This window comes from Streptomyces sp. NPDC002884 (assembly GCF_040295245.1).
In the GTDB taxonomy this organism is placed as follows: Bacteria; Actinomycetota; Actinomycetes; order Streptomycetales; family Streptomycetaceae; genus Streptomyces.
This window is the reverse complement of sequence record NZ_JBEOVB010000002.1, coordinates 23858-49538: the sequence shown is the minus strand read 5'-3', so window position 1 is coordinate 49538 and position 25681 is coordinate 23858. Positions and strand designations below refer to the sequence as shown.

At 72.0% G+C, this 25681-nt stretch carries 26 protein-coding genes; 14 read left to right on the top strand and 12 right to left on the bottom strand.

Annotation, left to right across the window (positions count from 1 at the left end; genetic code table 11):
• Window positions 1-654 carry a DedA family protein gene (locus ABT070_RS04625; protein WP_351754602.1) on the bottom strand — a complete coding sequence of 218 codons (654 nt, stop codon included), beginning with the start codon at window positions 652-654 and terminating at the stop codon, window positions 1-3.
• 202 nt (window positions 655-856) lie between these two features.
• Between ABT070_RS04625 and ABT070_RS04620 the strand changes: the two genes are divergently transcribed.
• Window positions 857-1270 (top strand): hypothetical protein, encoded by a 414-nt coding sequence (locus ABT070_RS04620; RefSeq protein WP_351754600.1) that lies wholly within the window; start codon window positions 857-859, stop codon window positions 1268-1270.
• Between the two features lie 104 nt (window positions 1271-1374).
• Here ABT070_RS04620 and ABT070_RS04615 read toward each other — a convergent pair whose 3' ends face one another.
• Window positions 1375-2388 (bottom strand): RICIN domain-containing protein, encoded by a 1014-nt coding sequence (locus ABT070_RS04615; RefSeq protein WP_351754598.1) that lies wholly within the window; start codon window positions 2386-2388, stop codon window positions 1375-1377.
• The gene (locus ABT070_RS04610; protein ID WP_351754596.1) at window positions 2298-3293 is read right to left on the bottom strand and encodes a hypothetical protein; all 996 of its coding nucleotides are present in this window, start codon (window positions 3291-3293) and stop codon (window positions 2298-2300) included. The genes ABT070_RS04615 and ABT070_RS04610 overlap by 91 nt, the downstream gene beginning before the upstream one ends.
• Window positions 3294-3690: 397 nt before the next feature.
• On the opposite strand from ABT070_RS04610, the gene galU reads away from it, so the two are divergent.
• Window positions 3691-4629 carry a UTP--glucose-1-phosphate uridylyltransferase GalU gene (galU, locus tag ABT070_RS04605; protein WP_351754595.1) on the top strand — a complete coding sequence of 313 codons (939 nt, stop codon included), beginning with the start codon at window positions 3691-3693 and terminating at the stop codon, window positions 4627-4629.
• A gap of 259 nt (window positions 4630-4888) precedes the next feature.
• Here galU and ABT070_RS04600 read toward each other — a convergent pair whose 3' ends face one another.
• Window positions 4889-5326 (bottom strand): DUF4442 domain-containing protein, encoded by a 438-nt coding sequence (locus tag ABT070_RS04600; protein WP_020131696.1) that lies wholly within the window; start codon window positions 5324-5326, stop codon window positions 4889-4891.
• 248 nt (window positions 5327-5574) lie between these two features.
• Between ABT070_RS04600 and ABT070_RS04595 the strand changes: the two genes are divergently transcribed.
• Complete coding sequence (locus tag ABT070_RS04595; protein ID WP_351754593.1) at window positions 5575-6618, top strand: DUF8017 domain-containing protein; 1044 nt, start codon at window positions 5575-5577, stop codon at window positions 6616-6618.
• A 79-nt stretch (window positions 6619-6697) separates the two neighbouring features.
• Here ABT070_RS04595 and ABT070_RS04590 read toward each other — a convergent pair whose 3' ends face one another.
• The 3 genes from ABT070_RS04590 to ABT070_RS04580 all read right to left on the bottom strand — a co-directional run bounded on the left by ABT070_RS04590 (window position 6698) and on the right by ABT070_RS04580 (window position 9828).
• The gene (locus ABT070_RS04590; protein ID WP_351755953.1) at window positions 6698-7489 is read right to left on the bottom strand and encodes a spermidine synthase; all 792 of its coding nucleotides are present in this window, start codon (window positions 7487-7489) and stop codon (window positions 6698-6700) included.
• Between the two features lie 142 nt (window positions 7490-7631).
• Window positions 7632-8801: an elongation factor Tu gene (tuf, locus tag ABT070_RS04585; RefSeq protein WP_351754590.1), complete on the bottom strand. Its 1170-nt coding sequence runs from the start codon at window positions 8799-8801 to the stop codon at window positions 7632-7634.
• Window positions 8802-9099: 298 nt separating this feature from the next.
• Window positions 9100-9828, bottom strand: a complete 729-nt coding sequence (locus tag ABT070_RS04580; RefSeq protein WP_351754587.1) for a DNA alkylation repair protein — start codon at window positions 9826-9828, stop codon at window positions 9100-9102.
• Between the two features lie 49 nt (window positions 9829-9877).
• Between ABT070_RS04580 and ABT070_RS04575 the strand changes: the two genes are divergently transcribed.
• Window positions 9878-10702 (top strand): TVP38/TMEM64 family protein, encoded by an 825-nt coding sequence (locus tag ABT070_RS04575; RefSeq protein WP_351754585.1) that lies wholly within the window; start codon window positions 9878-9880, stop codon window positions 10700-10702.
• Window positions 10703-10846: 144 nt separating this feature from the next.
• Here the strand turns inward: ABT070_RS04575 and ABT070_RS04570 are convergent, their stop codons facing one another.
• Window positions 10847-12016: a thiolase family protein gene (locus tag ABT070_RS04570; RefSeq protein WP_351754583.1), complete on the bottom strand. Its 1170-nt coding sequence runs from the start codon at window positions 12014-12016 to the stop codon at window positions 10847-10849.
• Between the two features lie 136 nt (window positions 12017-12152).
• Here ABT070_RS04570 and ABT070_RS04565 point away from each other — a divergent pair, with 136 nt between their 5' ends.
• The gene (locus tag ABT070_RS04565; RefSeq protein WP_351754581.1) at window positions 12153-12623 is read left to right on the top strand and encodes a winged helix-turn-helix transcriptional regulator; all 471 of its coding nucleotides are present in this window, start codon (window positions 12153-12155) and stop codon (window positions 12621-12623) included.
• 170 nt (window positions 12624-12793) lie between these two features.
• On the opposite strand, the gene ABT070_RS04560 is transcribed toward ABT070_RS04565, so the two are convergent.
• The 4 genes from ABT070_RS04560 to ABT070_RS04545 form a co-directional block, all read right to left on the bottom strand.
• The gene (locus ABT070_RS04560; protein WP_351754578.1) at window positions 12794-13534 is read right to left on the bottom strand and encodes a hypothetical protein; all 741 of its coding nucleotides are present in this window, start codon (window positions 13532-13534) and stop codon (window positions 12794-12796) included.
• A 110-nt stretch (window positions 13535-13644) separates the two neighbouring features.
• Window positions 13645-14361, bottom strand: coding sequence for a cupin domain-containing protein (locus ABT070_RS04555; RefSeq protein WP_351754575.1), 717 nt, complete (start codon window positions 14359-14361; stop codon window positions 13645-13647).
• Window positions 14355-15284 (bottom strand): DUF6807 domain-containing protein, encoded by a 930-nt coding sequence (locus ABT070_RS04550; RefSeq protein WP_351754572.1) that lies wholly within the window; start codon window positions 15282-15284, stop codon window positions 14355-14357. Before ABT070_RS04550 ends, ABT070_RS04555 begins: the two co-directional genes overlap by 7 nt.
• The gene (locus tag ABT070_RS04545; protein ID WP_351754570.1) at window positions 15281-16510 is read right to left on the bottom strand and encodes a Gfo/Idh/MocA family protein; all 1230 of its coding nucleotides are present in this window, start codon (window positions 16508-16510) and stop codon (window positions 15281-15283) included. The genes ABT070_RS04550 and ABT070_RS04545 overlap by 4 nt, the downstream gene beginning before the upstream one ends.
• A gap of 585 nt (window positions 16511-17095) precedes the next feature.
• On the opposite strand from ABT070_RS04545, the gene ABT070_RS04540 reads away from it, so the two are divergent.
• From ABT070_RS04540 to ABT070_RS04500, 9 genes are all read left to right on the top strand, one after another.
• Window positions 17096-17971, top strand: a complete 876-nt coding sequence (locus tag ABT070_RS04540) for an undecaprenyl-diphosphate phosphatase (protein ID WP_351754567.1) — start codon at window positions 17096-17098, stop codon at window positions 17969-17971.
• 180 nt (window positions 17972-18151) lie between these two features.
• Window positions 18152-18331: a hypothetical protein gene (locus ABT070_RS04535; RefSeq protein WP_351754566.1), complete on the top strand. Its 180-nt coding sequence runs from the start codon at window positions 18152-18154 to the stop codon at window positions 18329-18331.
• Between the two features lie 166 nt (window positions 18332-18497).
• Window positions 18498-19448 carry a YhjD/YihY/BrkB family envelope integrity protein gene (locus ABT070_RS04530; protein ID WP_351754564.1) on the top strand — a complete coding sequence of 317 codons (951 nt, stop codon included), beginning with the start codon at window positions 18498-18500 and terminating at the stop codon, window positions 19446-19448.
• 252 nt (window positions 19449-19700) lie between these two features.
• Window positions 19701-20234, top strand: coding sequence for a GNAT family N-acetyltransferase (locus ABT070_RS04525; RefSeq protein WP_351754562.1), 534 nt, complete (start codon window positions 19701-19703; stop codon window positions 20232-20234).
• Window positions 20235-20495: 261 nt separating this feature from the next.
• The gene (locus tag ABT070_RS04520; protein ID WP_351754559.1) at window positions 20496-22559 is read left to right on the top strand and encodes a restriction endonuclease; all 2064 of its coding nucleotides are present in this window, start codon (window positions 20496-20498) and stop codon (window positions 22557-22559) included.
• Window positions 22560-22717: 158 nt separating this feature from the next.
• Window positions 22718-23686 (top strand): threonine ammonia-lyase, encoded by a 969-nt coding sequence (locus tag ABT070_RS04515; protein ID WP_351754556.1) that lies wholly within the window; start codon window positions 22718-22720, stop codon window positions 23684-23686.
• Between the two features lie 121 nt (window positions 23687-23807).
• On the top strand, window positions 23808-24383 hold the full coding sequence (locus tag ABT070_RS04510; protein WP_351754554.1) for an RNA polymerase sigma factor: 576 nt from the start codon (window positions 23808-23810) through the stop codon (window positions 24381-24383).
• Entirely contained in the window at window positions 24380-24985 is a 606-nt protein-coding gene (locus tag ABT070_RS04505; RefSeq protein WP_351754552.1) for a hypothetical protein, read from the top strand. Before ABT070_RS04510 ends, ABT070_RS04505 begins: the two co-directional genes overlap by 4 nt.
• Before the next feature lie 141 nt (window positions 24986-25126).
• Window positions 25127-25594, top strand: coding sequence for a nuclear transport factor 2 family protein (locus ABT070_RS04500; protein WP_351754550.1), 468 nt, complete (start codon window positions 25127-25129; stop codon window positions 25592-25594).
• Window positions 25595-25681: the final 87 nt, after the last annotated feature.

Here is a 25681-nt window from a genome sequence, read left to right as displayed (position 1 = left end):
CTACTCGGCGGCGGCCGGCACGCTCTCCGCTTCGGCCTCCCGCGAAGCGCTCTGCATCTTCTTCGCCTTGCGCTTGATGATCAGCATCGACGTCAGGCCGATCAGCACCGCCAGCACCAGGCCCAGGTACGAGAACTTCTTCAGCCAGGACTCCGCCACGACACCCACGTAGTAGATGACCGCCGTCGTGCCGCCCGCCCAGGCGATGCCGCCGAGGACGTTGGCGACCAGGAACTTCCAGTACGGCATGTGCAGCACGCCCGCGAGCGGGCCGGCGAAGATGCGCAGCAGGGCGACGAAGCGGCCGAAGAAGACGGCCCACATGCCCCACTTCTCGAAGGACCGCTCGGCGGTGGCGATATGCCCTTCGCCGAAGTGCCGGGGGAACTTCGCACCGAGCCAGGCGAGCAGCGGACGTCCGCCCTTGCGGCCGATGGCGTAGCCGATGGAGTCACCGATCACGGCGCCCGCGGTGGCGCACGCGCCGAGCACGACGGGGTTGATCCCGCCGTGCTGGGAGGACAGCAGCGCGGCCGAGACCAGGACGATCTCGCCCGGCAGCGGGATGCCGAGGCTCTCGAGTCCGATGACCAGGCCGACCAGGGCGTAGACAGCGGCCGCGGGCACCGTGTCGAGCCATTCCTGCACGTGCACCGCGGGTTCCTCCCGTTTGACGTCCCTGGGCAGCCTTGCCTTCCCGGAAGCCTACCGGGTCGGCCGGACCCGGCCCGTCGCGTGGTGTAGCCCGCTACACCACGGATCCGGGGGCGGGGTCCCTCGTGACGACGGTCCCGTCACGTGATCGTGGTGGAGGAAGAACCCACCGTGCCCCCAACGTTTTCGAAGGGACCCCGCCATGGCCGTGAACCGCCGACGCGGACGCCGTACTGCCGTCATCGCCACCGCAGCGGCAGCGCTCGCGCTGACCGCCGGCCTTCTCACCGGCTGCGAGTTCGACGACTCCGTCGACTGCCTCTCGAACGCCGACGACATCACGGACAGCATCACGGCGATCAACAAGGCCGGAGCCGACGCCATCGAGGATCCGACGAGGACCGAGGATTCCATCGACACCATCGAGAAGAACCTGGACAAGATCAACGACAAGTCGGACGACGGCTCGTCCGACGACAGCAAGGTCGACAAGGCGGTCGACAAGCTCCAGCAGGCCGTCGAGGACTACAACCAGGACATCCTCGACGGCGACCGGCCCGACGCCGCCGCGATCGACGAGGCGGCCTCGGAGCTGAGGGACGTCTGCACCTCGTAGCCGGGCGGTCGTCTCCACGACGGGGAAGCGCGCGGAGGAAGAAGAAGCGAGGGGAGGGGCCGCTCCCCTCGGGCGGCCCCTCCCCCTCCTCCCCGGTTCCCGGCTCAGTGGCCGAGAGTCCCGGTCACGTCCGCGACGACGCCACCCAGCGCCTCGGACACCTCGGCGGGCGCCGGGAGCGCGTCGAGGAGCGTCGCGGGGACCGGCGGCCTCGCCGGTCCGGCCGGGTCGGCCGGCGGATCACAGCACTGCACCTGGGCGATCCGGGTCTCGAACTCCGGTCCGGCCGGGGCGGTTTCGGCGGGCGCCGGCGCGGTGTCCGGGGCGCGGGAGCGGTCGCCGCGCGGTGCCGGGACGTCCGGGGAGCCGGGGGTGCCCGGACCGGGCGGCCGCGCCGTACTGCGCGGCTCCGCACCGGGCGCCCCCGGCGCCGCCCCGGCCGTGTCGAACACCCACCGCTGTCCGCCGGAGCCGTCCCGCTCGGTGACGACCACGGGTGCCCCCGGCTTGCCGGCGGCGCGCGCGACGACCAGGCCGTCGTCGCGCCGCAGCAGGAGTTCCCCGCGGACGGTCAGGTCGAAGAACGTCTCGCCCGCGTGCACCAGACAGCTGACCAGGGCGGTCGTCCGGTGACCGGGGTCCGCGGCCAGGCAGAGCGTCGGGTCGGCCGCGCTGCGCAGCAGCCCGTCGTCCTGGTACGACCACTGCTGGGACGCGGCCTGTGAGCACTCCGCGAGAACGATGCCCGCACCGGGCCGGGCCAGGCCGCGGGCGGCGTCGAGGCAGAGCTCCGCGTCCGGGCTGCGCAGCCTGCCGTGCGCGACCTCGGCGGACCGGGAGGCGGAGGCGGCCGACGGGGATCCGGCGGGCGAGGGGGCGTCGGAGCCGCCGGGCAGACCCCGTGCGCCGTCGGCCGGGGTGCCGGTCCCGCCGACGGGTGCGCCCCAGGTGGCCCCGGGAGAGGGGACACCGTTGTCATCGGACCAGCCCTTGGCCACGAAGACGGTCGCGACCAGCGCGAGCGAGGTCAGCCCCACGCCCACCAGGACGGCCTTGGGCCGCCTGCCCGGCAGGTCGAGCAGTCCCGCCGAGGTGGTGCGGTGCCGGCCGCCTCCCACGGGCGGGGCCCGACGGCGGGCCCGGCAGGCGCCGCGGACCCGGCCGACGGGCCGGCGCGGGCCGTGCGTTCGGGGCGTGAGTCGAGGTAGCGGCGGGCGCCCCAGCCCAGCACCGTCTCGGCGAGCAGCACGCCGAGGCCGTCGTCGAAATGGCTGAGCTGTTCGGCGGCGTGCCGGCAGAAGCGGCAGTGCGCGAGATGCTGCCGGACATCGGGCAGCAGGGTTCCGCCGCGGCGCAGCGGAATGTCGAGGAGACGGTTGTAGAAGCGGCATTCGCTCGTCGGCGCGAGTTCCCGGTGGGCGCGTACACAGCCCGCCCGGAATTGTTCCCGCGCCTGTTCCAGAGCGGCTGTCGCGGTGAGGGCGTCCACGCCCGACAGACCGGCCGGTACGGATATGGGTTCCGCCTCCACCTCGGTGTGCCACAACAGGCATTGGGAGGCGGTCGGGAGCAACTGGAAAGAACGCTCGGCGAGTTGACGCCTTTCGGCGGTCGCCGCCCGGGCGGCGCGCAGTCCGCGGCCGCCGACGGTTTTCCGCAGTTCCGGCAGCACGTCGGCCACACCGTCGGCGCCGGCCCATTTGCGGACCGTCTCCCGTACGGCGACCAGGAGTCGGGGACGCAAGGCACCGCCGGTGCGGCCGTCCGCGAGCCTGCCGAGCACCTCGTGGAACGCGGCGGCGGCCACGAGCCGCGCCGTGTCCTCGCTGCCGGCCAGGCAGACGGTCGCGTAGTCGTGGGCCGCCCGCCAATGACGGGCGAACAGCAGGGCGACGGCGCGGGCGCGCGCTTCGTCGTCGGCGGGCCGCTCGGCCAGCCGGGCGGCGAGCCGGGGATCGGAATCCCCGGGTATCCAGCCGGGGCGGGGCGGGTAGGGCGGGCGTGGGGGGGTGGGGGATTGCACGGAACCATTTCCTTCCAAGCCGACGAACGGCACGGAAAAGCACGGTGTGGGAAAGCCGGTGCCTGATTGGTGCATACCTTTGGCCTGACCAGGCACGTTGGCCTGATCCGGCCCATCCGTAAGGGGAGGCTCACCTTCGCACACGCGCCTCATAGGAAACAAGGAGTTCGAGTGACCCAAGTTCAAAGTGCGGGAAATTCAGATAAGTTACCGGCGGTATCCGCACCCGCATTCGAAAGGCGCCCGGATCGCCGGACTCAACTTGTGAACGTGCAAAGCCGGATGGCACACGGAATCTCCAACTTCCGGCCCCCGCGTGACCGGCGCTCCGGCACAGGGTCGGCCCACAGGAATCTCAGATGTGACTCCCGGGGTACTCCCATCCCCGTGGGACACCATGACCCGCATGAGCGCCCCCCACTCCGCACCCAGTGTTCGTAAAGCAGTCGTCCCGGCCGCCGGCCTCGGTACCCGTTTCCTGCCCGCCACCAAGGCGACGCCGAAGGAGATGCTGCCGGTGGTCGACAAGCCGGCCATCCAGTACGTCGTCGAGGAGGCGGCCGCCGCGGGTCTGGACGACGTCCTGATGGTCACGGGCCGGCACAAGCGGGCCATCGAGGACCACTTCGACCACGCCTTCGAACTGGAGCAGGCGCTCGCCGCCAAGGGCGACACCGTCCGGCTGGACGCGGTGCGCGATCCGGCCCGGCTCGCCGACATCCACCACATCCGGCAGGGCGACCCGCTCGGGCTCGGTCACGCGGTGCTCTGCGCCCGCAACCACGTCGGCGACCAGCCGTTCGCGGTACTGCTCGGCGACGACCTCATCGACCCGCGGGAGACCCTGCTCAGCAGGATGCTCGAGGTCCGGGACCGGTACGCCGGCAGCGTGGTCGCCCTGATGGAGGTCCCGCCGGAGCAGGTCCACCTCTACGGCTGCGCGGCCGTGGAGCCGTCCGGCGAGGACGGCGTGGTGCGCGTCACCGGTCTGGTGGAGAAGCCCGCGCGCGAGGACGCGCCCAGCCGGTACGCGGTCATCGGACGGTACGTCCTCGACCCGGCCGTCTTCGACGTCCTGGAGCGCACCGCACCCGGCCGCGGCGGCGAGATCCAGCTCACCGACGCCCTCCAGGAACTCGCGGCGGGCGGCACGGTGCACGGCGTGATCTTCACGGGCCGCCGCTACGACACGGGCGACAAGGCGGAGTATCTGCGTACGGTCGTCCGCCTGGCCTGCGACCGGGCCGACCTGGGGCCGGAGTTCGTCGCCTGGCTGAAGGAGTTCGTGACGGGCCTGGAGGACGGCGACGCGGACCGGGAACAGCTGGCGGCCTGACCGCGCGCGGCGCGGCGCGGCGCGGCGCGGCGCGGACCGTGGCGTGACGCGTGACGTGTGACGTGTCCCGCCACGCGGAGCCCCGAAGTCGCCCCGACCGGGCCCGTCGCCCTCGCAGGACGCCGCTCGGCCACCAGGACGGTCAGCCGGTCAGGCGCTTCGGCCGGTCGGGCACTTCAGGCACTTCAGGCGGCCAGCCGGGTCAGGAGGCCAGCCGCTCAGTAAGTCGGCCCGCTCAACCGGTCGGGCGGTCGGGCGGTCAGCTGTTGGGGCGCAGGGTCCAGGTCACCGTCATCTCGCCGGTGACGGCCCCGTCGGCGCGGCGGATCTCGATGGCGACCGGGAACTCGGGCCGCTCCCCCGCGTCGAGCTGCGCGACGACCTCGGCGGCCGGGCGGCCCAGCGTGGCGGTGGCGGTGACCGCGCCCATGGCCAGCTTGCGGTAGGCGATCTCGGCGCCGACGGCGAGCGGCACGGCTCGGGAGAGCTGGTCGCCGAACGCGGCGAGGACGATCGCACCGCTGGCGGACTCGCCGAGCGTGAACATCGCCCCCGCGTGCGGCCCGCCCACGTGGTTGTGGAACTCGCTCTGGTCGGGCAGGGCGACCACGGCCTTCTCCGGACCGGCCTCGAGGAACTCGAGGTTCAGGGTCCGGGCCATGGGCACGGTGGCGGCGAGCATCTCGCCGATGGACATCTGGTCTGCGCTCATGACCGCGATGTTACCTGTGAGTAGCTTCGGCTGGCCAGACCGGCGGGCCGATCGCCGTACGTCCGCGCGGTTCTCGGCCGTCGAGAAGGGTCGCCGACGAGCCCCCGGATGCCGCAATCCGGAAGTTAAGGGGCACAGTCCACGCGCTTCGGCCCTCCGAGTCCCGATTCGGTACGTCCCTGACAAGGGGCGGTGACCGAATCGTGTCCGGGACGGCACTAGGGTTTCAGGCCATGTGGCCAGGACAGCAGCCGCCCGGGGGAGAGCAGAACCCGCAGGCGCAGAACAATCCGTACCAGCAGCCGGGATACCAGCAGCCGAATCCGTATCAGCAGCCCGGCTACCAGCAACAGCCCGACCAGCAGCCCCACCCCTACGGGCAGCAACCGCAGTGGGGCGCCCCGTCGCCCGCGGGCGTGCCCACGCCTCCGCCGGGCGGAGGCGGCGGAGGCAACCGGACGAAGCTGATCGCGATCGTCGCGGCCTCGGCCGTCGTCGTGGCCGCCGGTGTCACCGGGTTCCTCGTGCTGGGCGGTGACGACGACGACCCGGCCGACGCGAGCAAGGGCGGCGCGAGCCCCACGGTCTCCACGTCCGGTTCCGCCTCGGCCTCCGCGTCCTCCTCGGCCGGTGCGGACGACAACCCGCGCGGCAACGAGACAGCGAAGGCGACCGTCGCCGGCTGGAAGGTCGTGGTGAACCCCAAGTGGGGCATCGCCTTCGACGTGCCGGCGGACTGGGAGGTCCAGTCGCCGGGGCTCAGCCAGGGCTTCGAGTGGGAGGACAAGGAGCAGTCCGACGGCTACGACCAGATCCTGCAGGGGGGTACGGCCGAGTTCAAGTCGAAGTGGTGCTCCACGGACGCCGACAAGGACGGCAAGACCGACGACACCCCGCTCGCCGTGGTCGGCAGCAAGGGCGCCGAAGGGGCCAAGACGACCGACGAGATCGCGATCAACACGCCCGCCTGGTGGGTCTTCGGCGGCTACACCGAGCCGGACAAGAAGAGCCTCACCTTCGACAAGAAGGCCACCGCCTTCACGACCGCCTCCGGCATCGTGGGCAGTTACGCCTGGGCCCAGTCGACGAACACGCCCCAGAAGGGCAAGTGCGACAGCGACGGCAAGGCCATCACGTTCGGCTTCAAGAACTCCAACGGCAACTACGTGTCGTGGAACCTGTACGGGGCCAAGGGCGTGAAGGACGAGCTCCCGAAGGCCACGATCATGCAGATCCTCAGCACCGTACGGCTGAGCGGGACACCGACGCAGAACTAGCGGAGCCCCCGCGAGGACGGCCGGCCGGTGACGGTCCGGCGGTCCTCGGTGGGGTGCACGCGACGCCGTGACCCGCCGCTCAGCCGATGCCGAACGCGCCCTCCGGTGGTGCGGGCGACGGTACGGCGTCCTCGTCCCGTACCGGGTGGGCGTCGCCGATGAAGCGGCGCAGTCCGGATCCGTGCTCCACCCGGGCCGGGAAGGCGTCGGCGGCGGTGCGGCGGGCCAGCGTGGCCACGTCGAGCGGCTGGTGCGCGGCGACGAGCACCGCGTTGCCGAACCGGCGGCCGCGCAGCACGGCGGGCTCGGCGATGAGCGCGAGTTCCTCGAACACCGTCGCGAGATTGGCGAGTTGGGAGCGCAGGAAGCCGAAGGGCGCCGCGTCGGCGAGGTTCGCCAGATAGACGCCGTCGCCGCGCAGGACCCGTCCGGCCTCCTGGGCGTAGGTCAGGGACGTCAGATGGGCGGGGACCCGGGAGCCGCCGAAGACATCGGCGACCAGCGCGTCGGCGGAGCCGTCCGGGGCCGCTTCCAGCCAGTCCCGCGCGTCGGCGGCGTGCAGCGCGATGCCGGTCCCGGCCGGGACCGGCAGGTGCTCGGCGATCAGCTCCAGCAGACCGCGGTCGAACTCGACGACGTCCTGCCGGGAACCCGGCCGGGTCGCGGCCAGGTACCGGGGCAGGGTCAGCGCACCGCCGCCGAGATGCAGGACGTCCAGGGGCCGCCCCGGCTCGGCGACGGTGTCCAGGACGTGCCCGAGGCGCCGCGCGTACTCGAACTCCAGATACGTCGGCTCGTCCAGGTCGACGTACGACTGCGGCGCGCCGTCGACGGTCAGCAGCCAGGCCCGCTCACGGTCGACGTCGGGCATCAGCTTGGCGGTGCCGTGGTCGACGGCGCGGGAGACGGGTATGGGCTCGTCGTTCACCGTCCCATTGTGCCTGCGGGCCGCACCCCCGGAGGGGCACGGCCCGCGGGCCCCCGCGCCCGCCGGCCACGGACACCGGCCGCCCTCACAGCACGGCTGTCACGGTCCCCGCCCCCACGGTCCGCCCGCCCTCGCGGATGGCGAAGCCGAGGCCCGGCTCCAGCGGAACCTCACGTCCCAGCTCGACGGTCATGCCGACCGTGTCCCCGGGCCGCGCGACCGCGACCTCGCCCAGGTCCACGTCCCCGACGACGTCCGCCGTGCGGATGTAGAACTGCGGCCGGTAGCCGGTCGAGACGGGCGTGGACCGGCCGCCCTCCCGCCCGGACAGGACGTACACCCGCGCCCTGAACCGCCGGCTGGGCACCACGCTCCCCGGCGCCACCACGACATGCCCCCGCCGTACGGCGTCCCGGGGCACCCCGCGCAGCAGCAGCGCCACGTTGTCCCCGGCCTGCGCCTCCTCCATCGGCTTCCCGAAGGTCTCGACGCCCGTCACCACGGTCTCGACACCGGCGCCGAGCACCTGCACCTGGTCCCCCAGGCGGAGCGTCCCCCGCTCGACGGCGCCGGTGACGACGGTCCCCCGGCCGGTGATGGTGAGCACGTTCTCCACCGACAGCAGGAACGGCGCGTCCAGATACCGCTCGGGCATGGGCACATAGGTGTCCACCGCGTCGAGCAGCGCGTCGATCGACGCCGTCCAGCGGGGGTCGCCGGCCAGCGCCCGCAGCCCCGACACCCTGACGACGGGCGCGGAGTCGCCGCCGTAGCCGTGCTCGGTGAGCAGGTCGCGGACCTCCAACTCGACGAGGTCGATCAGCTCCTCGTCGCCGGCGTCCGCCTTGTTGAGCGCGACCACGATGTGGTCGACGCCCACCTGGCGGGCGAGCAGCACGTGTTCGGCGGTCTGCGGCATGATCCCGTCGAGCGCGGAGACGACGAGGATCGCCCCGTCGAGCTGCGCCGCGCCGGTGACCATGTTCTTCACGTAGTCGGCGTGACCGGGCATGTCGACGTGGGCGTAGTGCCGGGTGTCGGTCTCGTACTCGACGTGCGCGATGTTGATGGTGATCCCGCGGGCCGCCTCCTCCGGGGCCCGGTCGATACGGTCGAACGGCACGAAGGTGCCGGTGCCGCGGTCGGCGAGGACCTTGGTGATCGCGGCGGTCAGAGTGGTCTTGCCGTGGTCCACGTGCCCCATGGTGCCGATGTTGAGGTGTGGTTTGGTCCGCACGTAAGCGGTCTTGGGCATGGCTGTACCTCGAAGCGTGTCCGTAGGAAGTGGGGACCCCGGCGAACTCGCCGACCCTCCCCCTGCGGGGTCCGCCGGACGATCCGGAGAGGGTCAGCTTCGGGCGCCGTCGACAGCGGCCACGAGGAGTGGGACGGCAGCCTTCGGCGTATCCGCGACTGCGGACGCTGCGAGGAGGAAGGCGTACCGGAACATGGTGTCGATCATCGCCGACGGCTCGTTCGGCGTCGAATGGTTTTCCCCGGATGGGGAGGGTTGCGGCCTCGATGACCGACATCGGCACGGCACGGCCGAACCGCTAGGGCGCGTCCCCGATGTTCTTCAGCGCCTCACGCACCGTCAGCGGCGCGAACCGCCCCCGCTCGCGGGCGACGAAGGCGCGGACGGCCGCCGGGTCGGTCTTGGCGTACTCGCGCAGGGCCCAGCCGATGGCCTTGCGGATGAAGAAGTCCGGGTGCCCCGACCGGCGCAGACAGTGGGCGAAGAGACGGTCGGTGTCGGTGTGTTCCTTGCGGCGGAGCTGGTGGAGCAGGGCGGTCCGGGCGACCCACAGGTCCTCGTCGGCGATCCATACGTCCATGTCGGCGCCGAGCCGGGGGTCGGCCGCGACGAGCGTGCCGACCACGTGCGCGGCGAGCAGGTCGACCGTGTCCCACCAGGGCGTCGTGGTCACCAGGCGGCGCGCCACGGGCAGGAACGCCGACGACAGGCGGGGCGCGTGCCGGCGCAGGTAGTCGACGGCGAAGTAGTGGTACTCGCGCTGCGGCAGCGCCCAGCAGCGCAGCGCGATCGCCGTGCAGTCGGCCTCGTCCGGCCGGGGCGTGCCCGCCAGGACGGTGCGGGACAGGGCCCGGCGCGCGGGGGTGGGGAGGCCGAGGAAGGGGGCCACGTCCTTCATGTACGCGCGCATGACCGCCGCCCGGGCGGGATCGGCCCCGGCGCCGTACGCGGCCGTCAGCCGCTCCAGCACGAGGTCGGCGAGAACGCTGTCCGGCGCGCCGTTCGCGTCCGCACCTGTGACCGTCATGAGACGAACCATACGGCGATCACACATACACGTCGGTTAGTGTCGCTGGATGCTCGATGCCACCACCCGCTCTGGGGGCACCGCCACGGCCACTCCCCGGGCCATCGCCACGGAGCTCGTCGTCCCCACGCTCGCTCCCGTGCCCGCCGTCCCCGTGCCCGCCGTCACGCCCGTCGTCTCGGCGGCCGACGCTCCCGGCGGCCTCGCCGCGCGCTGCGCGAGAGGGCTGCGCTCGCCCTGGTCCCGTTTCGCGCTGCTGGTCGCGCTGCTCGCGGCGGCCGCGTCGAGCGTGCTGCTCTTCGAGCCGCAGAAGCTTCTCGCGGACGGCTGGCCACCCCAGTTGGGCGGTGTCTCGGCGGCCGCGGTCTTCGCGGTGGCGTACGGACTGTGCACGGTGGCGTTCGTGCCCCGGCCGCTGCTGAACCTGGCCGCGGGCGCCCTGTTCGGCTCGCAGTGGGGCATCGCCGCGGCGCTGGCGGGCACGGTGCTGGGCGCCGGGATCGCCTTCGGGCTCGGCCGGATCCTCGGGCAGGACGCGCTACGGCCGCTGCTGCGCGGGCGGCTGCTCAAGGCGGCGGACGGCCAGCTCAGCCGGCACGGCATGCGCTCGATGCTGGCGGCCCGGCTGTTCCCGGGGGTGCCTTTCTGGGCCGCGAACTACTGCGCCGCCGTCTCCCGCATGGGCTGGCTGTCCTTCCTGGTGGCGACCGCGGTGGGCTCGATCCCGAACACCGCCGCCTATGTCGTCGCCGGGGCCCGCGCCTCTTCCCCGACCTCGCCGGCCTTCCTGATCGCCATGGCCTGCATCGCCCTGCCGGCGCTGGTCGGCGCGGTGGTGGCCTGGCGCAAACGCCACCACCTGCGCCCCGCGTAGCCCCCGCGAGGCGTCGCCATCAGCCCTTGCGGCACCTGTCCCCCGGCCCGTCGTGAAGGCGGCCGGTGGCCGCCGGGCTGCCGGTCGCAGGGCGGCCGGTGGCAAGGCGGCCGGTGGCAAGGCGGCCTGTCACCCGGCGGCCCGTCACACGGATTCCAGCACCATGGCGTTGGCGAGCCCGCCCGCCTCGCACATCGTCTGCAGCGCGTAGCGGGCGCCGCGTTCCCGCATCGCGTGGACGAGCGTCGTCGTCAGCCGGGTGCCGCTCGCGCCGAGCGGGTGTCCGAGCGCGATCGCGCCGCCGTGCACATTGACCTTGGCGAGGTCGGCGCCCGTCTCCTGCCGCCAGGCCAGGACCACGCTGGAGAACGCCTCGTTGACCTCGAAGAGGTCGATGTCGTCGAGCCGCAGTCCCGCCCGGCGCAGCACCTTCTCCGTCGCCGGGATCACGCCGGTCAGCATCAGCAGCGGATCCGAGCCGGTGACGGCGAAGCTGTGCAGCCGGGCGAGCGGGCGCAGACCGAGGCGGGCGGCGGTCTCGCCGGAGGTGATCAGCACGGCCGAGGCGCCGTCGTTGACCGGGCTCGCGTTGCCCGCGGTGACGTTCCACTCGATCTGCGGGAAGCGCTCGGCGAAAGCCGGGTCGTAGTAGGCGGATTCGAGGCCGGCGAGGATCTCGGGGGTGCTCCCGGGCCGTACGCACTCGTCGCGCGAGACGCCGTCCAGGGGCGCGACCTCGGCATCGAAGAGCCCCTGTGTCCAGGCCTCGGCGGCCTTGCGGTGCGAGGAGACGGCGAAGGCGTCCATCTGCTCGCGCGTGATGGACCACTTGGCGGCGATGAGCTCGGAGCTGATGCCCTGCGGGACGAGTCCCTCCGGGTAGCGCGCGGCGACGCCGGGGCCGAAGGGGTCCTTGCCGGGCGGCACGTTGGACCACATCGGCACCCGGCTCATCGACTCGACACCGCAGGCGACGACGAGGTCGTACGCGCCGGAGATCACGCCCTGGGCCGCGAAGTGCACGGCCTGCTGGGAGGAGCCGCACTGCCGGTCGACGGTGGTCGCGGGGACCGTCTCCGGGAAGCCCGCCGAGAGCAGCGCGTAGCGGGTGGTGTTCATGGCCTGCTCGCCGACCTGGTCGACGGTGCCGCCGATGACGTCGTCGATCAGCGCGGGGCCGACGCCGGAGCGGTCGACGAGGGTGCGCAGGGTGTGGGCGAGGAGTTCCACGGGGTGGACATGGGCGAGGGCGCCGTTCGGCTTGCCCTTGCCGATCGGGGTGCGTACGGCTTCGACGATGACTGCGTCACGCATGTGCGGTGCCTCCATGACGAGCACGGGCAGCGAGAACTACCGGTGAGTAGGAAACCTGGACTCACCATAGCCCTGAGAGTTGGAAAATCCAACCGACCTGGATTTGCTTTTCCAACCCTCCCCTAGACTGGCCGTCATGGCCGCCTCCAAAGACCCGCGCCCCTGCTCGATCGCCGACGCCCTCGCCCTCGTCGGCGAGAAGTACTCCCTGCTCGTCCTGCGGGAGGTATGCCTGGGCAACGCCCGCTTCGACCAGCTGGCGCGCAACATCGGCGCCCCGCGCGACATCCTGGCCACCCGGCTGCGCCGCCTCGTCGACGCCGGGATCCTGACCAGGCGCGCCTACAGCGAGCGTCCGCAGCGCTTCGAGTACCGGCCCACCCAGGCGGGGCTCGAGCTGGAGCCGGTCCTGATGACCCTCATGGCGTGGGGCGACCGCCATCTCCGCGAGGGCGACGACCGCCCCATGGTGCTCGAGCACGTCTGCGGCAACGAACTGGCCCCCGTGGTCACCTGCGCGGCCTGCGGCGACCAGGTCCGCCACGAGGACGTGAGCGCCCACCCGCAGGCACCGGGCTGGACGGTGGCGGGCCCGTCGGCCGCCTGAAGCCGCCCCCACGCCCCACGCCCCGCGCCGACGATGAAGGGAAGCCGGGGCCATGTCGGTCAGGGACAGCGAACAGCACCAGAGCCTGTCCTCGCGGCGGCCGAAGTCACCGTGCCGGGCGGCGACCGGACCTGTTCACCGGCCCGGCGGCCGGCTGCGCACCCGCCGCCTCAGGCTCCCAGCTTCCGGATCTGCGCGGTGACCAGTTCCGTCGGCACCTCCGCCGCGGAGCCGGTGCCGGCGGCGGTGTTGAACAGGACGACCGTGGCGCCGCTGCGCACGACCACGAACGCGTCCGCGCTGTCCCCCCGGGTCTGCAGGCCGAAGGCGACGGCGTCGTCGCCCACGTCGGGGGCGGTGGCGGCCTTCGCGGTGGTGCGGGCGGGCACGCCTCCCTCGTAGGCGGTGCACTTCTTCAGGGCGGTGCGGAGGCCGTCGAGGATGCCCTCGGCGTCGGACCCGTCGTAGGCCATGAGGCCGACGGTGGTGGCGGAGCCCGCCGTGGGACCCGCCCCCGCGAAGGCGAGACGGCCGACGAACGCCTTGGGTCCCGGGTCGGGCGAGGCGGTGCGCATGTTCTCCAGGGGCTGGCAGTCCGCGGGCCGGGCGGTGGAATCGCCGTCGGGCCGCACGGGGAAGTCCGTGATCTGGTAGCCGTCCACGTCACCGCCGACCAGCGCGGCGGACGTCAGCTGCGCCTCGCCGAGCGGTGCGGCGGGCGCCTCCGACGCAGCAGCGGACGCCGAACCCGAGCCCGAACCCGAGCCCGATTCCGAACCCGATCCGGAAGCAGACCCCCGCGTGGCCGCGGAATCCGAAGCCTTCGCGTCGGCATCGCCGCTGCCACCGCCCCCGCACCCGGCCACCAGGACCGCCGCGAAGAGGGCCGCCGTTGTCACTCTGATCCGCACCTGTTGACTCCCCGCTCTCGACATCGGTCGATTGGATCAACTGCGGCGGGAAGCCGCAGGGGGATCACGGAAACTACGTCAGCCGTCCCCCGCGCGGTGATGACCCGGCACTACGGCAGCGCGTACACGTCCAGCCACCCGCACATCCCGAACTTCCCGTGGGCCGAAGGCTGTTCGGCCCGGACTGCGGCCTCGGCGAGGTAGGACACATCGCCGTCCGAGAGCCGGTCGAGCTGCTCCCGCGTGGCCTGCGCGGCCGCCCGCGCCCCGCGGAGCCAGCGCTCACGCCACTCGGCGAGCCGCGGCTCCACGAGCGCGGCGGCGGACCGGTGGAAGGCGGCCAGGGCGGCCGGACCGTCCGCCGCCCCGCGCAGCGCCCGGTAGCCCTCCAGCGCGAGGTCACGCCGGGCCCGGGCGATCCGGGCCTGCTCCTCACGCGGGGCGTCGGCCGGGATCACGGTCGCGGCGGCGTACGTCTCGGGGTCGGTGAGGTGCTCCGGCGGCAGGGTGAGCACCGCGTCGCCCGCCTCCGGCAGCCCGCTGTTCTGCATCAGGACGGTGATGCGCAGGTCGTCCTCGTTGACCAGCCGGTGGACGGTGCCCGGCGTGAACCAGGCGACCGTGCCGGGGGTGAGGGGCGTGACCTCGTACCCGGACGCCGTCAGGGTCTGCACCGCGCCGCGGCCGGCCGTGACGACGTACCCTTCCGAACACGTCAGGTGCATATGGGGAGTTCCGCCGTGCAGACCGTCGGCGGCGGGCCAGTCGTACACACGCAGGTGCGAGACGGCGACCCCGCCGGGCAGTCCCCCGTACTCCGTCACCACGGGTGCGTCTCCAGGTACTTGGCGATCTCCTCCCGTTCCCAGGCGCCGTCGGCCACGACCACGCGGTAGCGGCGGGTGAGCGTGTCGCCGGGGGCGAGCTCGAGCTCGTCGAAGAAGGACCAGGAGGGGGCGATGCCCGCGAAGGGCTCGTTGCGGACGAACCAGTGGGCGGGGTGCGCCCCTCGGGCGCCGGAGTGGTCGTTCTCGGGGGCGTGCGCGAAGACGACGGTGGCGTGACCGTCGGCGCCGTCGTGCTCGCCGGACAGGGCGAGCCAGGGGCTCTGCGAGGCCATCAGCCCGGGACCCTCGCCGTCCGGGCCGATGATCCGGCCGTCCCGGAAGGCGCGCGGGCCCCGCCAGAACAGGCCCGTGTAGCCGGCCAGCTCCCGCCCGGCGGTGGTCGGGCTGCCGAAGCGCAGCGGCTCGTCGCGGCGGTTGGTGACGGCGCTGGTCCAGGTCAGCGCCCAGGCACCGGCGTCCGCATCGACGTCGTGCACCTCGATCCGGCGGGCCTCCTGCGCCCACAGCTCGCCGCTGTGCGGATGCCAGGTCAGCCGCTCGGCGATGACGACCCGGCCGCCGTCGGCCGACACCTCGTCGAAGCCGACGTGCGCCATCGAGCCGACCCGCTCGGGGAGTTCGAGATACCCCTCACCGTGCACGTACGAGTTGCCGCCCCACAGGTTGGCGCCCGAGAGGTGCGAGGCGGTCAGCGACAGCCCCTTGTGCCAGCGGTGGTCGTTGGGCCGGTAGTCGGTGACGACGTCACCGGCGAGGGTCCGCAACGGGTGGATGTACGGCCTCGGGGCCTCCCACGCCGCCTCGGGCCGGTAGACATAGGCGAGCAGCTCGACGCCGGTGGCCGGGTCGCTCACCGTGACGCGGTCGCCGTGCGCGTGGACGAGCCGCAGATCGCCGGTCACGCGGGCACCTCCGCGTCCAGCTCCGACTTCGTGCCGTCCTTATTGCCGTCGTTCGTGCCGTCCGTCGTGCCCGTCGCCGGGTCCGTGGCCGTGGCCGGCGCCCAGCCGGGGGCGCCTCCGTGCAGGGCCGTGTAGTACGGATCACCCGGCCCGATCTCGCCCCGTCGCACCGTCGTGTCGGTGAACGCCGACTTGTACAAGGCGCTGATCAGTTCCAGGCTGGTGCGCCCGTCCGCGCCGCTGCTGCGCGGCCGCCGGCCGGCGCGCATGCTCGCGACCAGTTCGCGCAACTGCGCCAGGTGCGAACTCGGCACATCGGTACCGAAGTCCCGCCAGGCCGCCGCCACGTCGCCGGGGACGTCCGGGGCGGGCGTGATGTGCCAGTTGTCGTTGGAGTGGCCGTAGAGGTGGGTGAGTTCGACGGTGGCCCGCTCGCAGTCGATACGGATGCGGCTGACCTCGTCCGGACTCAGGACACTGTTGACGACCGTCGCCATGGCCCCGCTCTCGAAGCGGACCAGGGCCGTGGACACGTCCTCCGTCTCCACGTCGTGCACGAGCCGGCCGGCCATCGCCCGCACCTCGCTCCACGGGCCGAGGAGGTCGAGCATCAGGTCCATCTGGTGGATGCCGTGGCCCATCGCCGGGCCGCCGCCCTCGGTCTGCCAGCGCCCGCGCCAGGGCACGGCGTAGTAGGCGGTGTCGCGGTACCAGGTGGTCTGGCAGTGCACGACCAGCGGCCGCCCGAGGGCCTGCTCCGCGAGCAGCCGCCGCACGTGCCGGGTCCCGGATCCGAAACGGTGCTGGAAGACGATCGAGGAGTACGGCCCCGACGCGGCGCCCTCCTCCGCCTCCACGGCGTCGTAGTCGGCGAGAGTGGGCACCGGCGGCTTCTCGCACCACACCCAGGCGCCGGCCCGCAACGCCGCCACACTCTGCTCGCGGTGCAGGGTCGGCGGGGTGCAGATGGTCACCAGATCGGGGCGCTGCTCCGCCAGCATCCGCTCCAGGTCGGTGTACGCGTGCGGGACCCCGCTCTCCGCGCAGAAGGCCTCGACGGCGGTGGCATCGATGTCAACGGCCGCCACGACCTCGGTCTCGCCCTCGGCGGCGAGCTGCCGAAGGGCGCTCAGATGGGAGCCGCGCCCGATCGCGCCGATACCGACGATGGCGGCCCGGACACGGCGGCCGGCCAGCGCGGCAGGCAGCGGAGTGGATGGGGGCATGGGCGTGATCAGCACTCCTCCGACGTACGGCCGAACGGCCGGGCGAGCCAGCAACCGAGGGGTAAGCGTGCAGTACCTGCACACAGCAAGCGCTTTCCCATCGGCAGCAACGTATGCGGCGGCCGGGCGGCCGGTCAACCATGGGAACACCTGTCCGGCGTACCGACCCCGCACGTGAGCCGTGCGTCGGCGGGTCGGGTGGGCGCGGGGCCGGGCGGGAGCGGAGGCGCGGGCGCGTAGACCGGGGAGGCGTTCACACGCCGGCCGGGGAGGCGCGCGAACGTCGGACGGAGAGGCCCGTGCGCGCCGGCGGAAGCGGAAGAGGTGCCTGTCGGCCGGGGAGCTGCGTGACCCCCGGTCTGGGAGACAGTGCGTGTCGTGTAAGGGCTTTTCGTGGCTCGCGCGGAGGGGCCCGGGCGGCGTCGGCGCGAGAGCCCGCGTGGCGCCTGCGAAACCCCTGTGCCGGGCCTGTCATCCGGGAACGCTAGGCTTCCCCCGGCACACACTTGATCACCTGATCATCGCGCGCGACGGGCCGACCGTCGCCGTCGCCCTCTCCGATCGGCGCTTGGACTCCGTAACCTCATGTCTTGGTTTGAATCCCTCATCCTCGGACTCGTCCAGGGGCTGACCGAGTTCCTCCCCGTCTCCTCCAGCGCGCATCTGCGGCTGACCGCGGCGTTCTCCGGCTGGAAGGACCCCGGCGCCGCCTTCACGGCGATCACGCAGATCGGCACGGAAGCCGCGGTGCTGATCTACTTCCGCAAGGACATCGGCCGGATCATCTCGGCGTGGAGCCGATCGCTGTTCGACAAGACGCTGCGCAAGGACCACGACGCCCAGATGGGCTGGCTGGTGATCGTCGGCTCGATCCCGATCGGTCTGCTGGGCGTGACGCTCAAGGACCAGATCGAGGGCCCGTTCCGCGACCTGCGGATCACCGCCACGATGCTCGTCGTCGTCGGCGTCGTGATCGGCATCGCCGACCGGCTGGCGGCCCGCGACGAGACGGGCGGGAAGCACCGCGCGCCCAAGCAGCGCAAGAACCTGGAGAACCTGGGCGTCAAGGACGGCCTGATCTTCGGCCTCTGCCAGGCCTGCGCGCTCATCCCCGGTGTCTCGCGTTCCGGCGCCACCATCAGCGGCGGCCTGTTCATGGGCTACAAGCGCGAGGCCGCGGCCCGCTACTCCTTCCTGCTGGCCATTCCGGCCGTACTGGCCTCCGGTGTCTTCGAGTTGAAGGACGCGGTGGAGGGCGGCCACGTGGCGTGGGGGCCGACGATGTTCGCGACGGTGATCGCCTTCGTGACCGGATACGCGGTCATCGCCTGGTTCATGAAGTTCATCAGCACCAAGTCCTTCATGCCGTTCGTCTACTACCGCGTCGTGCTCGGCATCGTGATCATCGCCTTGGTCGCGACGGGCTCACTGAGCCCGCACGCGGCGGAGTCGGCGGGCTGACCGCCACCGTGCCCTCCCTCTCCGGGAGTTGCGCGGCGTCGCGGCGGCGCGCGGATCGGCCTTCTCGCCCGAACCGGCGGGAGGGCCGTCGGAGTTGATCGATCAGCCGTGACCAAGCCCATATCCGTGCGCGTAGCCGTCCGGTAGCGCAGGGTCAGTTCTTGCGCCTAGGCTTGGCCCATGTCCCCCAACTCTGTGCCGTCTGGTTCCGTGCGGTCCGCTGCCGAGTTAAACGAGCGGATCCGGGCCCTCTGGCTGCGCGCGGGCGGTTCGCTGTCCACCCAGGAGCGGGCGGAGTACGAGCTGCTGGTCGTGGAGTGGGCCATCGCGATCCGCGGCGAGGTCGTGGCAGCGGCCTGAGCACCGGGCTCCCCGCTGCCCTTTCCTCCACCCCTCGCTCCCCTCCTCGCCCCCCTCTCGCCCCTGCGCCCATCTCTCGCCCTCCCTCCGCCACTCCATCGTGTCGCCCCGTGTCGGGTCCGCCACCGTCCGTTACGCTCGCGTCGCCACAACGGTCACGAGCTTCATGGAGGGCAGGACGGCGAGGATCAAGCGTGAGCGCCTCGTCAGAACGCTGACGTTCTGGCTGCGTCCCGCTTTCGCGTTGCGCGTCATCAACCGGTTCCAGAAGATCGTGGGCTTCGACCGGTCGATGGCCCTGGCGTCCAGCGCGTTGACCGCACTGGTCCCGCTCTCCATCCTGATCGGCGCCGTCGTGAGCAGTTTCGTGCACTACGACGCCGCCGAGCAGATCATCAGGCGTTACCACCTCACCGGAGCGGGCGCCACGGCCGTCAGCTCCCTCTTCTCGCCCGCCGAGGGGAGCACCGCGAGCGTGGGCGTCTTCGGAGCCGTGTTCCTGATGATCTCGGTCCTCAGTTTCGCCCGGGCCGCGCAGCGGCTCGTCGAGCAGACGTGGGAACTCAGCCCGCTCAGCGTGCGCAACACCCGTAACGGCCTGTGGTGGATCCTCGGCCTGGGCGGCTACGCACTGTGCACCGCCTTGCTCACCGCGCTCCTCGGCGAAGGCGAACTGGGGCTGGTCGCCTCGGTGTGCGAGGTACCGGTGACCGCCGCGTTCCTCGTGTGGAGCGGACGGCTCCTGTCGGCCAAGCGGATCGGCTGGTCGGACCTCGTCCCCTTCGGCATCACCGCCGCCGTTCTGACGGCCGCCTATTCGGTGGGCGCGGCCATCTATCTGCCGCGCCTGTTCAACTCCTACGCCGCACGCTACGGGGTGGTGGGAGCGGTCTTCGCGATGATCTCCGCGCTCTTCGCCGCCATGCTGGTCATGGTGGGATCGTCGGCACTGGGGCGCGAGGTACGGGACGAACTCGACCGGATCCGTCAGGGCCACCGCCCGTCCGACCATGAGGTACGCCGACAGTGGGACGCCCTGGTCGAACAGACCCGGTCCCAGTGGCGCACGGCGCGGGGGCAGATCTCCCGGCATCAGAGCAGGAACTCCGACCGCTGAGAACCCGGCAACGGCCGGGGCAGGGCCAGGACGAGGCCGGGACGAGGCCAGGTCGGGGCCAGGACGGGACGGGGCCCGGAGAGGCTCTGCCGACGCCACCGGCCGCCCCGACTGCCCAGCCGCACCGCCGTCCGCCCGCCCGGTTGCCCAGCCGCACCGCCGTCCGCCCGCCCGGTTGCCCGCCTGCCCTGCCGCCCAGCCGGGCAGCTGCCGATTACCGGTGAGGCTCCTACCTTGGGCAGGATGGTCACCATGACCGAGATCCACACCCCCCGCCTCCTCCTCCGCCGCTGGCGTGACGACGACCTCGTACCCATGGCCGAGATCAACGCGGATCCGCACGTCATGCGCTGGGTCGACGACGGCTCGGTGCTCGACCTGGACCGCACCGCGGAGGCCATCGAGCTGTGGGAGGAGGAGTGGGACGAGGAGGGCTTCGGGATCTTCGCCGTAGAGCTGCTGGCCTCCGGCGAACTGGCCGGCTTCACCGGCCTGTCCATGCCCGGGTTCCTGCCGGAGACGCTGCCCGACGTGGCCCTCAGCTGGCGGTTCGGATCCCAGTTCTGGGGCCAGGGCTACGCGTCCGAAGCCGCCCACGCGACGCTGGAGTTCGCCCTCCAGGACCGGGGCCTCGACCGTGTCATCAGCATCATCCGGATCGGTGACGACGCCTCCGAGAACATCAGCCGCAAGCTCGGCATGGCGCCGGAGCGCGAGACGGTGCACCCGGTCCACGGCTTTGCGCTGCACGTGCACTCCATCGATCTCACCGAGTTCGATGGGTGACCGGGCCGGGTGAGCGGACGTGACCGCTCCGCATGAACCGTGCCCGTCCTGCGGAATGCCCCGGTTCGGGCACTGCGCCCCCGGCGCGGTCATGGTTACCCTCCAGTCACGTTGACCTGCGGGGATGCCTCGAGCGGACTGCCTTTGACGAGTGGATGGGCGAGACGGCGATTGCTGGATAGAGTCGTCTCGTCACAACTGGTTGCGGGGGCAACCAAGGCGGCTTTCGGCTGCCCACGTCCTGGGGAGGGCCTTCAGTACATGAGTCGTCGCTCTACTGGTTTTGTCGGTGTCTGGGCTGAAATGCAACGGCAGCAGCAGCGCCAGGTGGAAGCCGAAGCCAGACGGCGGAGACAGCAGGAACAGCAGGAGCGGGCCTACCAGCGGCGAGCTGCCCAGAGCCACCGGGAGTACCGGCAGGCGGAGGCGCTGCGGCGCACGGAAGAACTGGACGCGCAGGTCGCGTCGTTGCAGGGCCTCCTTGCCTCGGGCTGCCGGGCTCCGGTCTTCAGAGCGGTCTCCCTAATGCGGCCCGAGGAGGTCCAGCCCTTCGCTCCGGGACCGTTGGCACAGCCGGTGCCCATGCCGGACTTCCAGCAGTACGCGACGCAGAACGGCTGGACCGCGAGTCGCCGGGCCCAGGCGCAGGCCGAGGCGCAGGCGCGCTTCGAACGGGACTGGCACGCCGCCCAGGCCGCGGAGGCGCAGCGACAGCACCAACTGGCGTCGTACCAGCGGGAGTACCAGCAGTGGGTCGACACCCAGCTGGCCGATGTACGGCGGCACAACGCCGGCGTCGTCGCGCTCACCGAAGGCGTACGGCGTCAGGATCCCGATTCCGTGATCGAGTACTTCTCCGCCGCCCTCTACGCCTCGACGGCATGGCCGGAGGACTTCCCCCGACAGGTGGCGGCGGCCTACGACCCGTCGGCCCGCCAACTGGTGCTGGACTGGGAGTTGCCGGCGTACGGCATCGTGCCGGAGGTCAAGGCCGTCCGGTACATGTCCGGGGTGGACCAGGACAAGGAGACGCCCCGTCCGGTCGGCCAGCGCCGGACTCTGTACCGGGAGATCCTGGCTCAGTGCGTGCTTCTCGTTCTGCACGAGTTGTTCGCCGCGGACGAGCTGGGTGCGCTCGAGTCGGTGACCCTGAACGGATTCGTCGACGGGCACGACCCCACGACGGGCCGGCCGGGCCACATCTTCCTCGCCACCGTCATGGCCTCACGCTCCTCGTTCCGTGACCTGCATCTGGCGCAGGTGGACGCGGGGAGTTGCCTCGCCGACGCACTGCGCGGACAGCTCTCGCCCCGCCCGGATCAGCTCACCCCGGTGCGGCCGGGTCGACGGCCGCAGGATGTCGGGAACCGCGTGGTCGCCCACGGCGGTGACGAGGAACCGGACCTGTTCGCCATGGATCCGATCGCCTTCGAGGATCTCGTTGCCGACCTCTTCCGGGCCATGGGGATGCAGGCGGTGACGACCCAGCGTTCGAACGACGGCGGCGTGGACGTCGACGCGCTGGATCCGACGCCGATCCGGGGCGGCAAGATCGTCGTGCAGGTGAAGCGCTACCGCAACACCGTGCCGCCCACCGCGGTGCGTGACCTGTACGGAACCGTGCAGGACGCCGGCGCCAACAAGGGTGTCCTCGTGACGACGTCAGGGTTCGGCCCCGGCTCGCACACCTTCGCCAACGGCAAGCCGCTGGAACTCATCTCGGGCCCCGAGCTCGTCGACCTGCTCCATCGTCACGGGCTGCGGGGACGGCTGGGGGAAGGCGGCAGGCAGGTCCCGGCGCAGCGGCGGACACCCTCGCCGTCGGCCCCTCCGCTCCCGGACGACTACAACGTCCTGGGTATGTCCTGGACCGGCGGCGTCGCCCTGGACGTGTGCGCTCTCGTCTGCCGGGGCAACCGCGTCCTCAGCGACGACCACTTCGTCTTCTTCAACAACCCCCAGACGCCGGACGGCTCGGTGCGCGCCCTGTCCCCCACCGCACCGGACAAGGCCGCGATCTGTGTCTCCTTCGACGGCCTGCCCGCCGAGGCCGACCGATTCGTCCTCGTGGCCGCCATAGACCCCGGGGTCGACGCGGACGCCGACCTCTCCGGATTCTCCGACGCCAGCATCCGCCTGCTCGACCCCGGGCTGACCGAACTGGGACAACTCGAAGTCTCCGACGGCCGCCCGCACGAAACCGCCCTGGTACTCGGCTCCTTCCGCCGGAGGACGAACGGGGACTGGGACTTCGTCCTCGGCGGCAAGGGCTACACAGGCGGCCTCGAGGAACTCGTCCAGGACTTCGGCATCGAGGTGGAGTAGCCCCGGGTGGCCCCGGGCCGACGATCGCCTGTCGCCCACCGCGGCTCACCCGCTCACCCGCTCACCCGCTTCGCACGCGATCAGCCTTCGGGCGGACGCGAGCCCTGACCCGTACGACCTCGGCCCCGGGTGGGCCCGCGGCGCTACGCTGCTGTGCCGTGCAGAAGACGCGTCTCGACACGGCTCGGATCCGGGCGGCCCGCCGGGTGATCGACCCGGTTTTCCTCGATACTCCGCTGTACCGCTGCGAGGCGCTGGAGCCCGGCCTCGGGTGCACGGTGAGCATCAAGCTCGAAACGGCGAACCCGGTCCGCAGCTTCAAGGCCCGCGGCACCGAGGTCGTCGCGAGCCTGCTCGCCGACCATGACTCGCGGGCCGTGGTGTGCGCCAGCGCCGGCAATCTCGGCCAGGCCCTCGCCTGGTCCGGTCGCCGCCGGGGGCTCGACGTGACCGTCGTGGCATCCCGCTCCGCGACTCGGGTCAAGCTCGATCGCATCCGCGCGCTGGGCGCCGGTCTGGAGCTGGTGGACGGCGACCACGAGACGGCTCGCGAGCGGGCGGCGGCCATCGCGCGCCACGACGGCATCCGGCTGGTCGAAGACAGTCTGGACATCGAGACCTGCGAGGGCGCGGCGACCATCGGCCTGGAACTGGTGGACACCGCGCCGTCGTTCGACACCGTCCTGATCGCTCTCGGCGGCGGGGCACTGGCCACCGGCGTGGGTCATGTGATGAAGGCCCTGGCACCCGAGGTCGAGGTGATCTGCGTCCAGCCGCTGGGCGCACCGGCGATGACTCGATCGTGGCGCCGCCGGCGCGTCGTCACCACGGACTCGACCGACACCATCGCCGACGGCGTCGCCGGCCGGCGTCCCGTCCCGGCCGTCCTGGACGACCTCCTCCTGGTCGCCGACGACGCCGTCCTGGTCCGGGAGGCGTCGATCATCGCCGGGATGCGGATGCTCCTCGACCATGCCGGCCTCGTCGTCGAACCGTCGGCCGCGCTCGGCATCGCGGCGATCCTCGAGGACCGTGACCGCTTCGCCGGCCGACACGTGGTCACGATCCTGTGCGGCAGCAACGTCGACGTGGACGCCTATCACCGCTGGGTCGGGGCGACTCCCTAGGCAACGGTCAGAACAGGTCGGATACGTCGGGAGTGACCCTCGCGGGAAACGACCGTCCGGGTCCGTACGCCCACGCCTGAAAGGATCCGGCCGGTGCCGGACAGGACGGGTTGTGGAATCCATGACGGAAGAGGAGTCGCGCCGGCGGCAGCGGGCGCGCTTCGAAGGACTGGCGCACGTGGTGGTGGAACCGTTGCACCGGTATCTGCTGCGACGGACGAGCGCCGACATGGTCGACGACATCCTGGCGGAGGCGATGCTGGTGCTGTGGCGCCGTATTGACGACGTACCCGGCCTGGGGTCGGCGCCAGGTCCCCCGCCCGACCCCGACGACGTGCTGCCGTGGTGCTACGGGGTGGCGCGGGGCTGCCTGGCGAACGCCCGCCGTGCCGACGGGCGCCGGCTCCGGCTGGTGGAGCGGCTGATCCGGACGCAGGAGCGGCAGCCGGCCGGGGTCGCCGACCACAGCGATCTGCACGCCGCGCTCGCCGCCCTCGGGGCGCTGGACCGTGAGGTGGTGCGGCTGTGGGCGTGGGAGGGGCTGGCGCTCCGGCAGATCGCGGAGGCGACCGGGCTGACGTCCAACGCCGTGAGCATCCGGCTGCACCGGGCGAAGAAGAGACTCGCCGAACAGTTGAGGCGAAAGCATGACGAACCATCCGGACACAAGAGGGATGAAGGAAGGAGCGGTCAGTGAACGACGACGAGTTGCTGGCCCGTCTGAAGTCCGCGGACCCGGCGCTGACCCCACATGCTCCGCCGCCCGACATCGACCGACTTGTGGAGGACATCTTGACCACCGACACCGCGCTCCCGACCGGCAGTACGGTCCCCGCGAGGACCGCTGCGCGACCGAGCCGCCGTCAGCTCCTCGGACTCGCGGCGGCCGCCGGTCTGCTTCTGCTCGGCGGCGGCATCGCCGGAGGATTCATGGCGAACAACGACGACGGGCACTCGGCCTCCACCGGCCCACTGACGCTCACCCTCCACAGCGGCTTCGGCAGCCAGAAGTGTGTGGCACCCGGTCCCGACACCCTGGGTGGGTACCCGACCCTCTTCGTGGGAACGGTCACCTCCGTCAAGGCTTCCACGGTGACCTTCCGCGTCGACCACTGGTTGAAGGGCGGCGACACGGGGACGGTCGTGCTCGACAGCGACGCGAGCCGGCCGGAGTCGCTGACGTTCTCCGAAGGTGAGCGCTACGTCGTGGCCGCCGAGAACGGCGTCGTCCCGGTGTGCGGTGCGAACGGGGCCCCGGACGAGGTCGTCGACGAGTTCCGCCGGGCATTCGGGAAGTAGCGGAAACCGGCTGCCGCCACGAGCCGAGCCCACCGACGGCCGCGGTGGGCTCGGGCCGGTCCGGGGAGCCGGCGCCTCCGTGACCCGATCGATCCCCGCACAGACCTTGGCTGAGCAGCCCCCATGCCCAACACTCGGGCCATGACGCAGCGTGTGGAGCTCGCCGCCGTGATGGACCGGTTGGCCGTCGACGGGTTGGTCACCGACTACGCGGTGGCGGTCGACGACGGGGACTGGACGGCGTACCGGGAACTGTTCACCTCTGACGGACGGGCGGACTACCGATCGGCCGGTGGTATCGAGGGGGACGCCGGGAACGTCGCCTCATGGCTCGCGGAGAACCTGCGGGTGTTCGCGATGCGGCAGCACCTCATCGTCAACCGCCGGGTGCAGTTCGGGGTCCTGGAGCAGGACACGGGCGACACGGCCCGGGTCCAGGCCGACTACGTCAACCCGATGCGGCTGGCCACCGGCCAGGACGACGCGGCGGCCGGTGCGCCGGACTTCGTCTGTGGCGGCAGATACTCCTTCGGTCTGCTGCGCACGGACGACGGGTGGCGGCTGCGTGAGGTGGTCGTCCGGGAGAAATGGCGGCGCCTGCCCGGCTGAGCCGGAAACGGCGGCGCAGCGGCAGCAGCAGAAGCGCTTCGGGGGCGCCGGCGTCGAAAAAGGCGCCCCCTGTCGGAGATCGTTCGA

Bases quoted from the DNA above. Each gene is read 5' to 3' on its own strand.
- ABT070_RS04620 (WP_351754600.1), top strand. From the start codon at position 857: ATGGCCGTGAACCGCCGACGCGGACGCCGTACTGCCGTCATCGCCACC.
- galU (WP_351754595.1), top strand. From the start codon at position 3,691: ATGACCCGCATGAGCGCCCCCCACTCCGCACCCAGTGTTCGTAAAGCA.
- ABT070_RS04600 (WP_020131696.1), bottom strand. From the start codon at position 5,326: ATGTCCATCGGCGAGATGCTCGCCGCCACCGTGCCCATGGCCCGGACC.
- ABT070_RS04595 (WP_351754593.1), top strand. From the start codon at position 5,575: ATGTGGCCAGGACAGCAGCCGCCCGGGGGAGAGCAGAACCCGCAGGCG.
- ABT070_RS04590 (WP_351755953.1), bottom strand. From the start codon at position 7,489: ATGCCCGACGTCGACCGTGAGCGGGCCTGGCTGCTGACCGTCGACGGC.
- tuf (WP_351754590.1), bottom strand. From the start codon at position 8,801: ATGCCCAAGACCGCTTACGTGCGGACCAAACCACACCTCAACATCGGC.
- ABT070_RS04580 (WP_351754587.1), bottom strand. From the start codon at position 9,828: ATGACGGTCACAGGTGCGGACGCGAACGGCGCGCCGGACAGCGTTCTC.
- ABT070_RS04575 (WP_351754585.1), top strand. From the start codon at position 9,878: ATGCTCGATGCCACCACCCGCTCTGGGGGCACCGCCACGGCCACTCCC.
- ABT070_RS04570 (WP_351754583.1), bottom strand. From the start codon at position 12,016: ATGCGTGACGCAGTCATCGTCGAAGCCGTACGCACCCCGATCGGCAAG.
- ABT070_RS04565 (WP_351754581.1), top strand. From the start codon at position 12,153: ATGGCCGCCTCCAAAGACCCGCGCCCCTGCTCGATCGCCGACGCCCTC.
- ABT070_RS04545 (WP_351754570.1), bottom strand. From the start codon at position 16,510: ATGCCCCCATCCACTCCGCTGCCTGCCGCGCTGGCCGGCCGCCGTGTC.
- ABT070_RS04540 (WP_351754567.1), top strand. From the start codon at position 17,096: ATGTCTTGGTTTGAATCCCTCATCCTCGGACTCGTCCAGGGGCTGACC.
- ABT070_RS04535 (WP_351754566.1), top strand. From the start codon at position 18,152: ATGTCCCCCAACTCTGTGCCGTCTGGTTCCGTGCGGTCCGCTGCCGAG.
- ABT070_RS04530 (WP_351754564.1), top strand. From the start codon at position 18,498: ATGGAGGGCAGGACGGCGAGGATCAAGCGTGAGCGCCTCGTCAGAACG.
- ABT070_RS04525 (WP_351754562.1), top strand. From the start codon at position 19,701: ATGACCGAGATCCACACCCCCCGCCTCCTCCTCCGCCGCTGGCGTGAC.
- ABT070_RS04520 (WP_351754559.1), top strand. From the start codon at position 20,496: ATGAGTCGTCGCTCTACTGGTTTTGTCGGTGTCTGGGCTGAAATGCAA.
- ABT070_RS04510 (WP_351754554.1), top strand. From the start codon at position 23,808: ATGACGGAAGAGGAGTCGCGCCGGCGGCAGCGGGCGCGCTTCGAAGGA.
- ABT070_RS04500 (WP_351754550.1), top strand. From the start codon at position 25,127: ATGACGCAGCGTGTGGAGCTCGCCGCCGTGATGGACCGGTTGGCCGTC.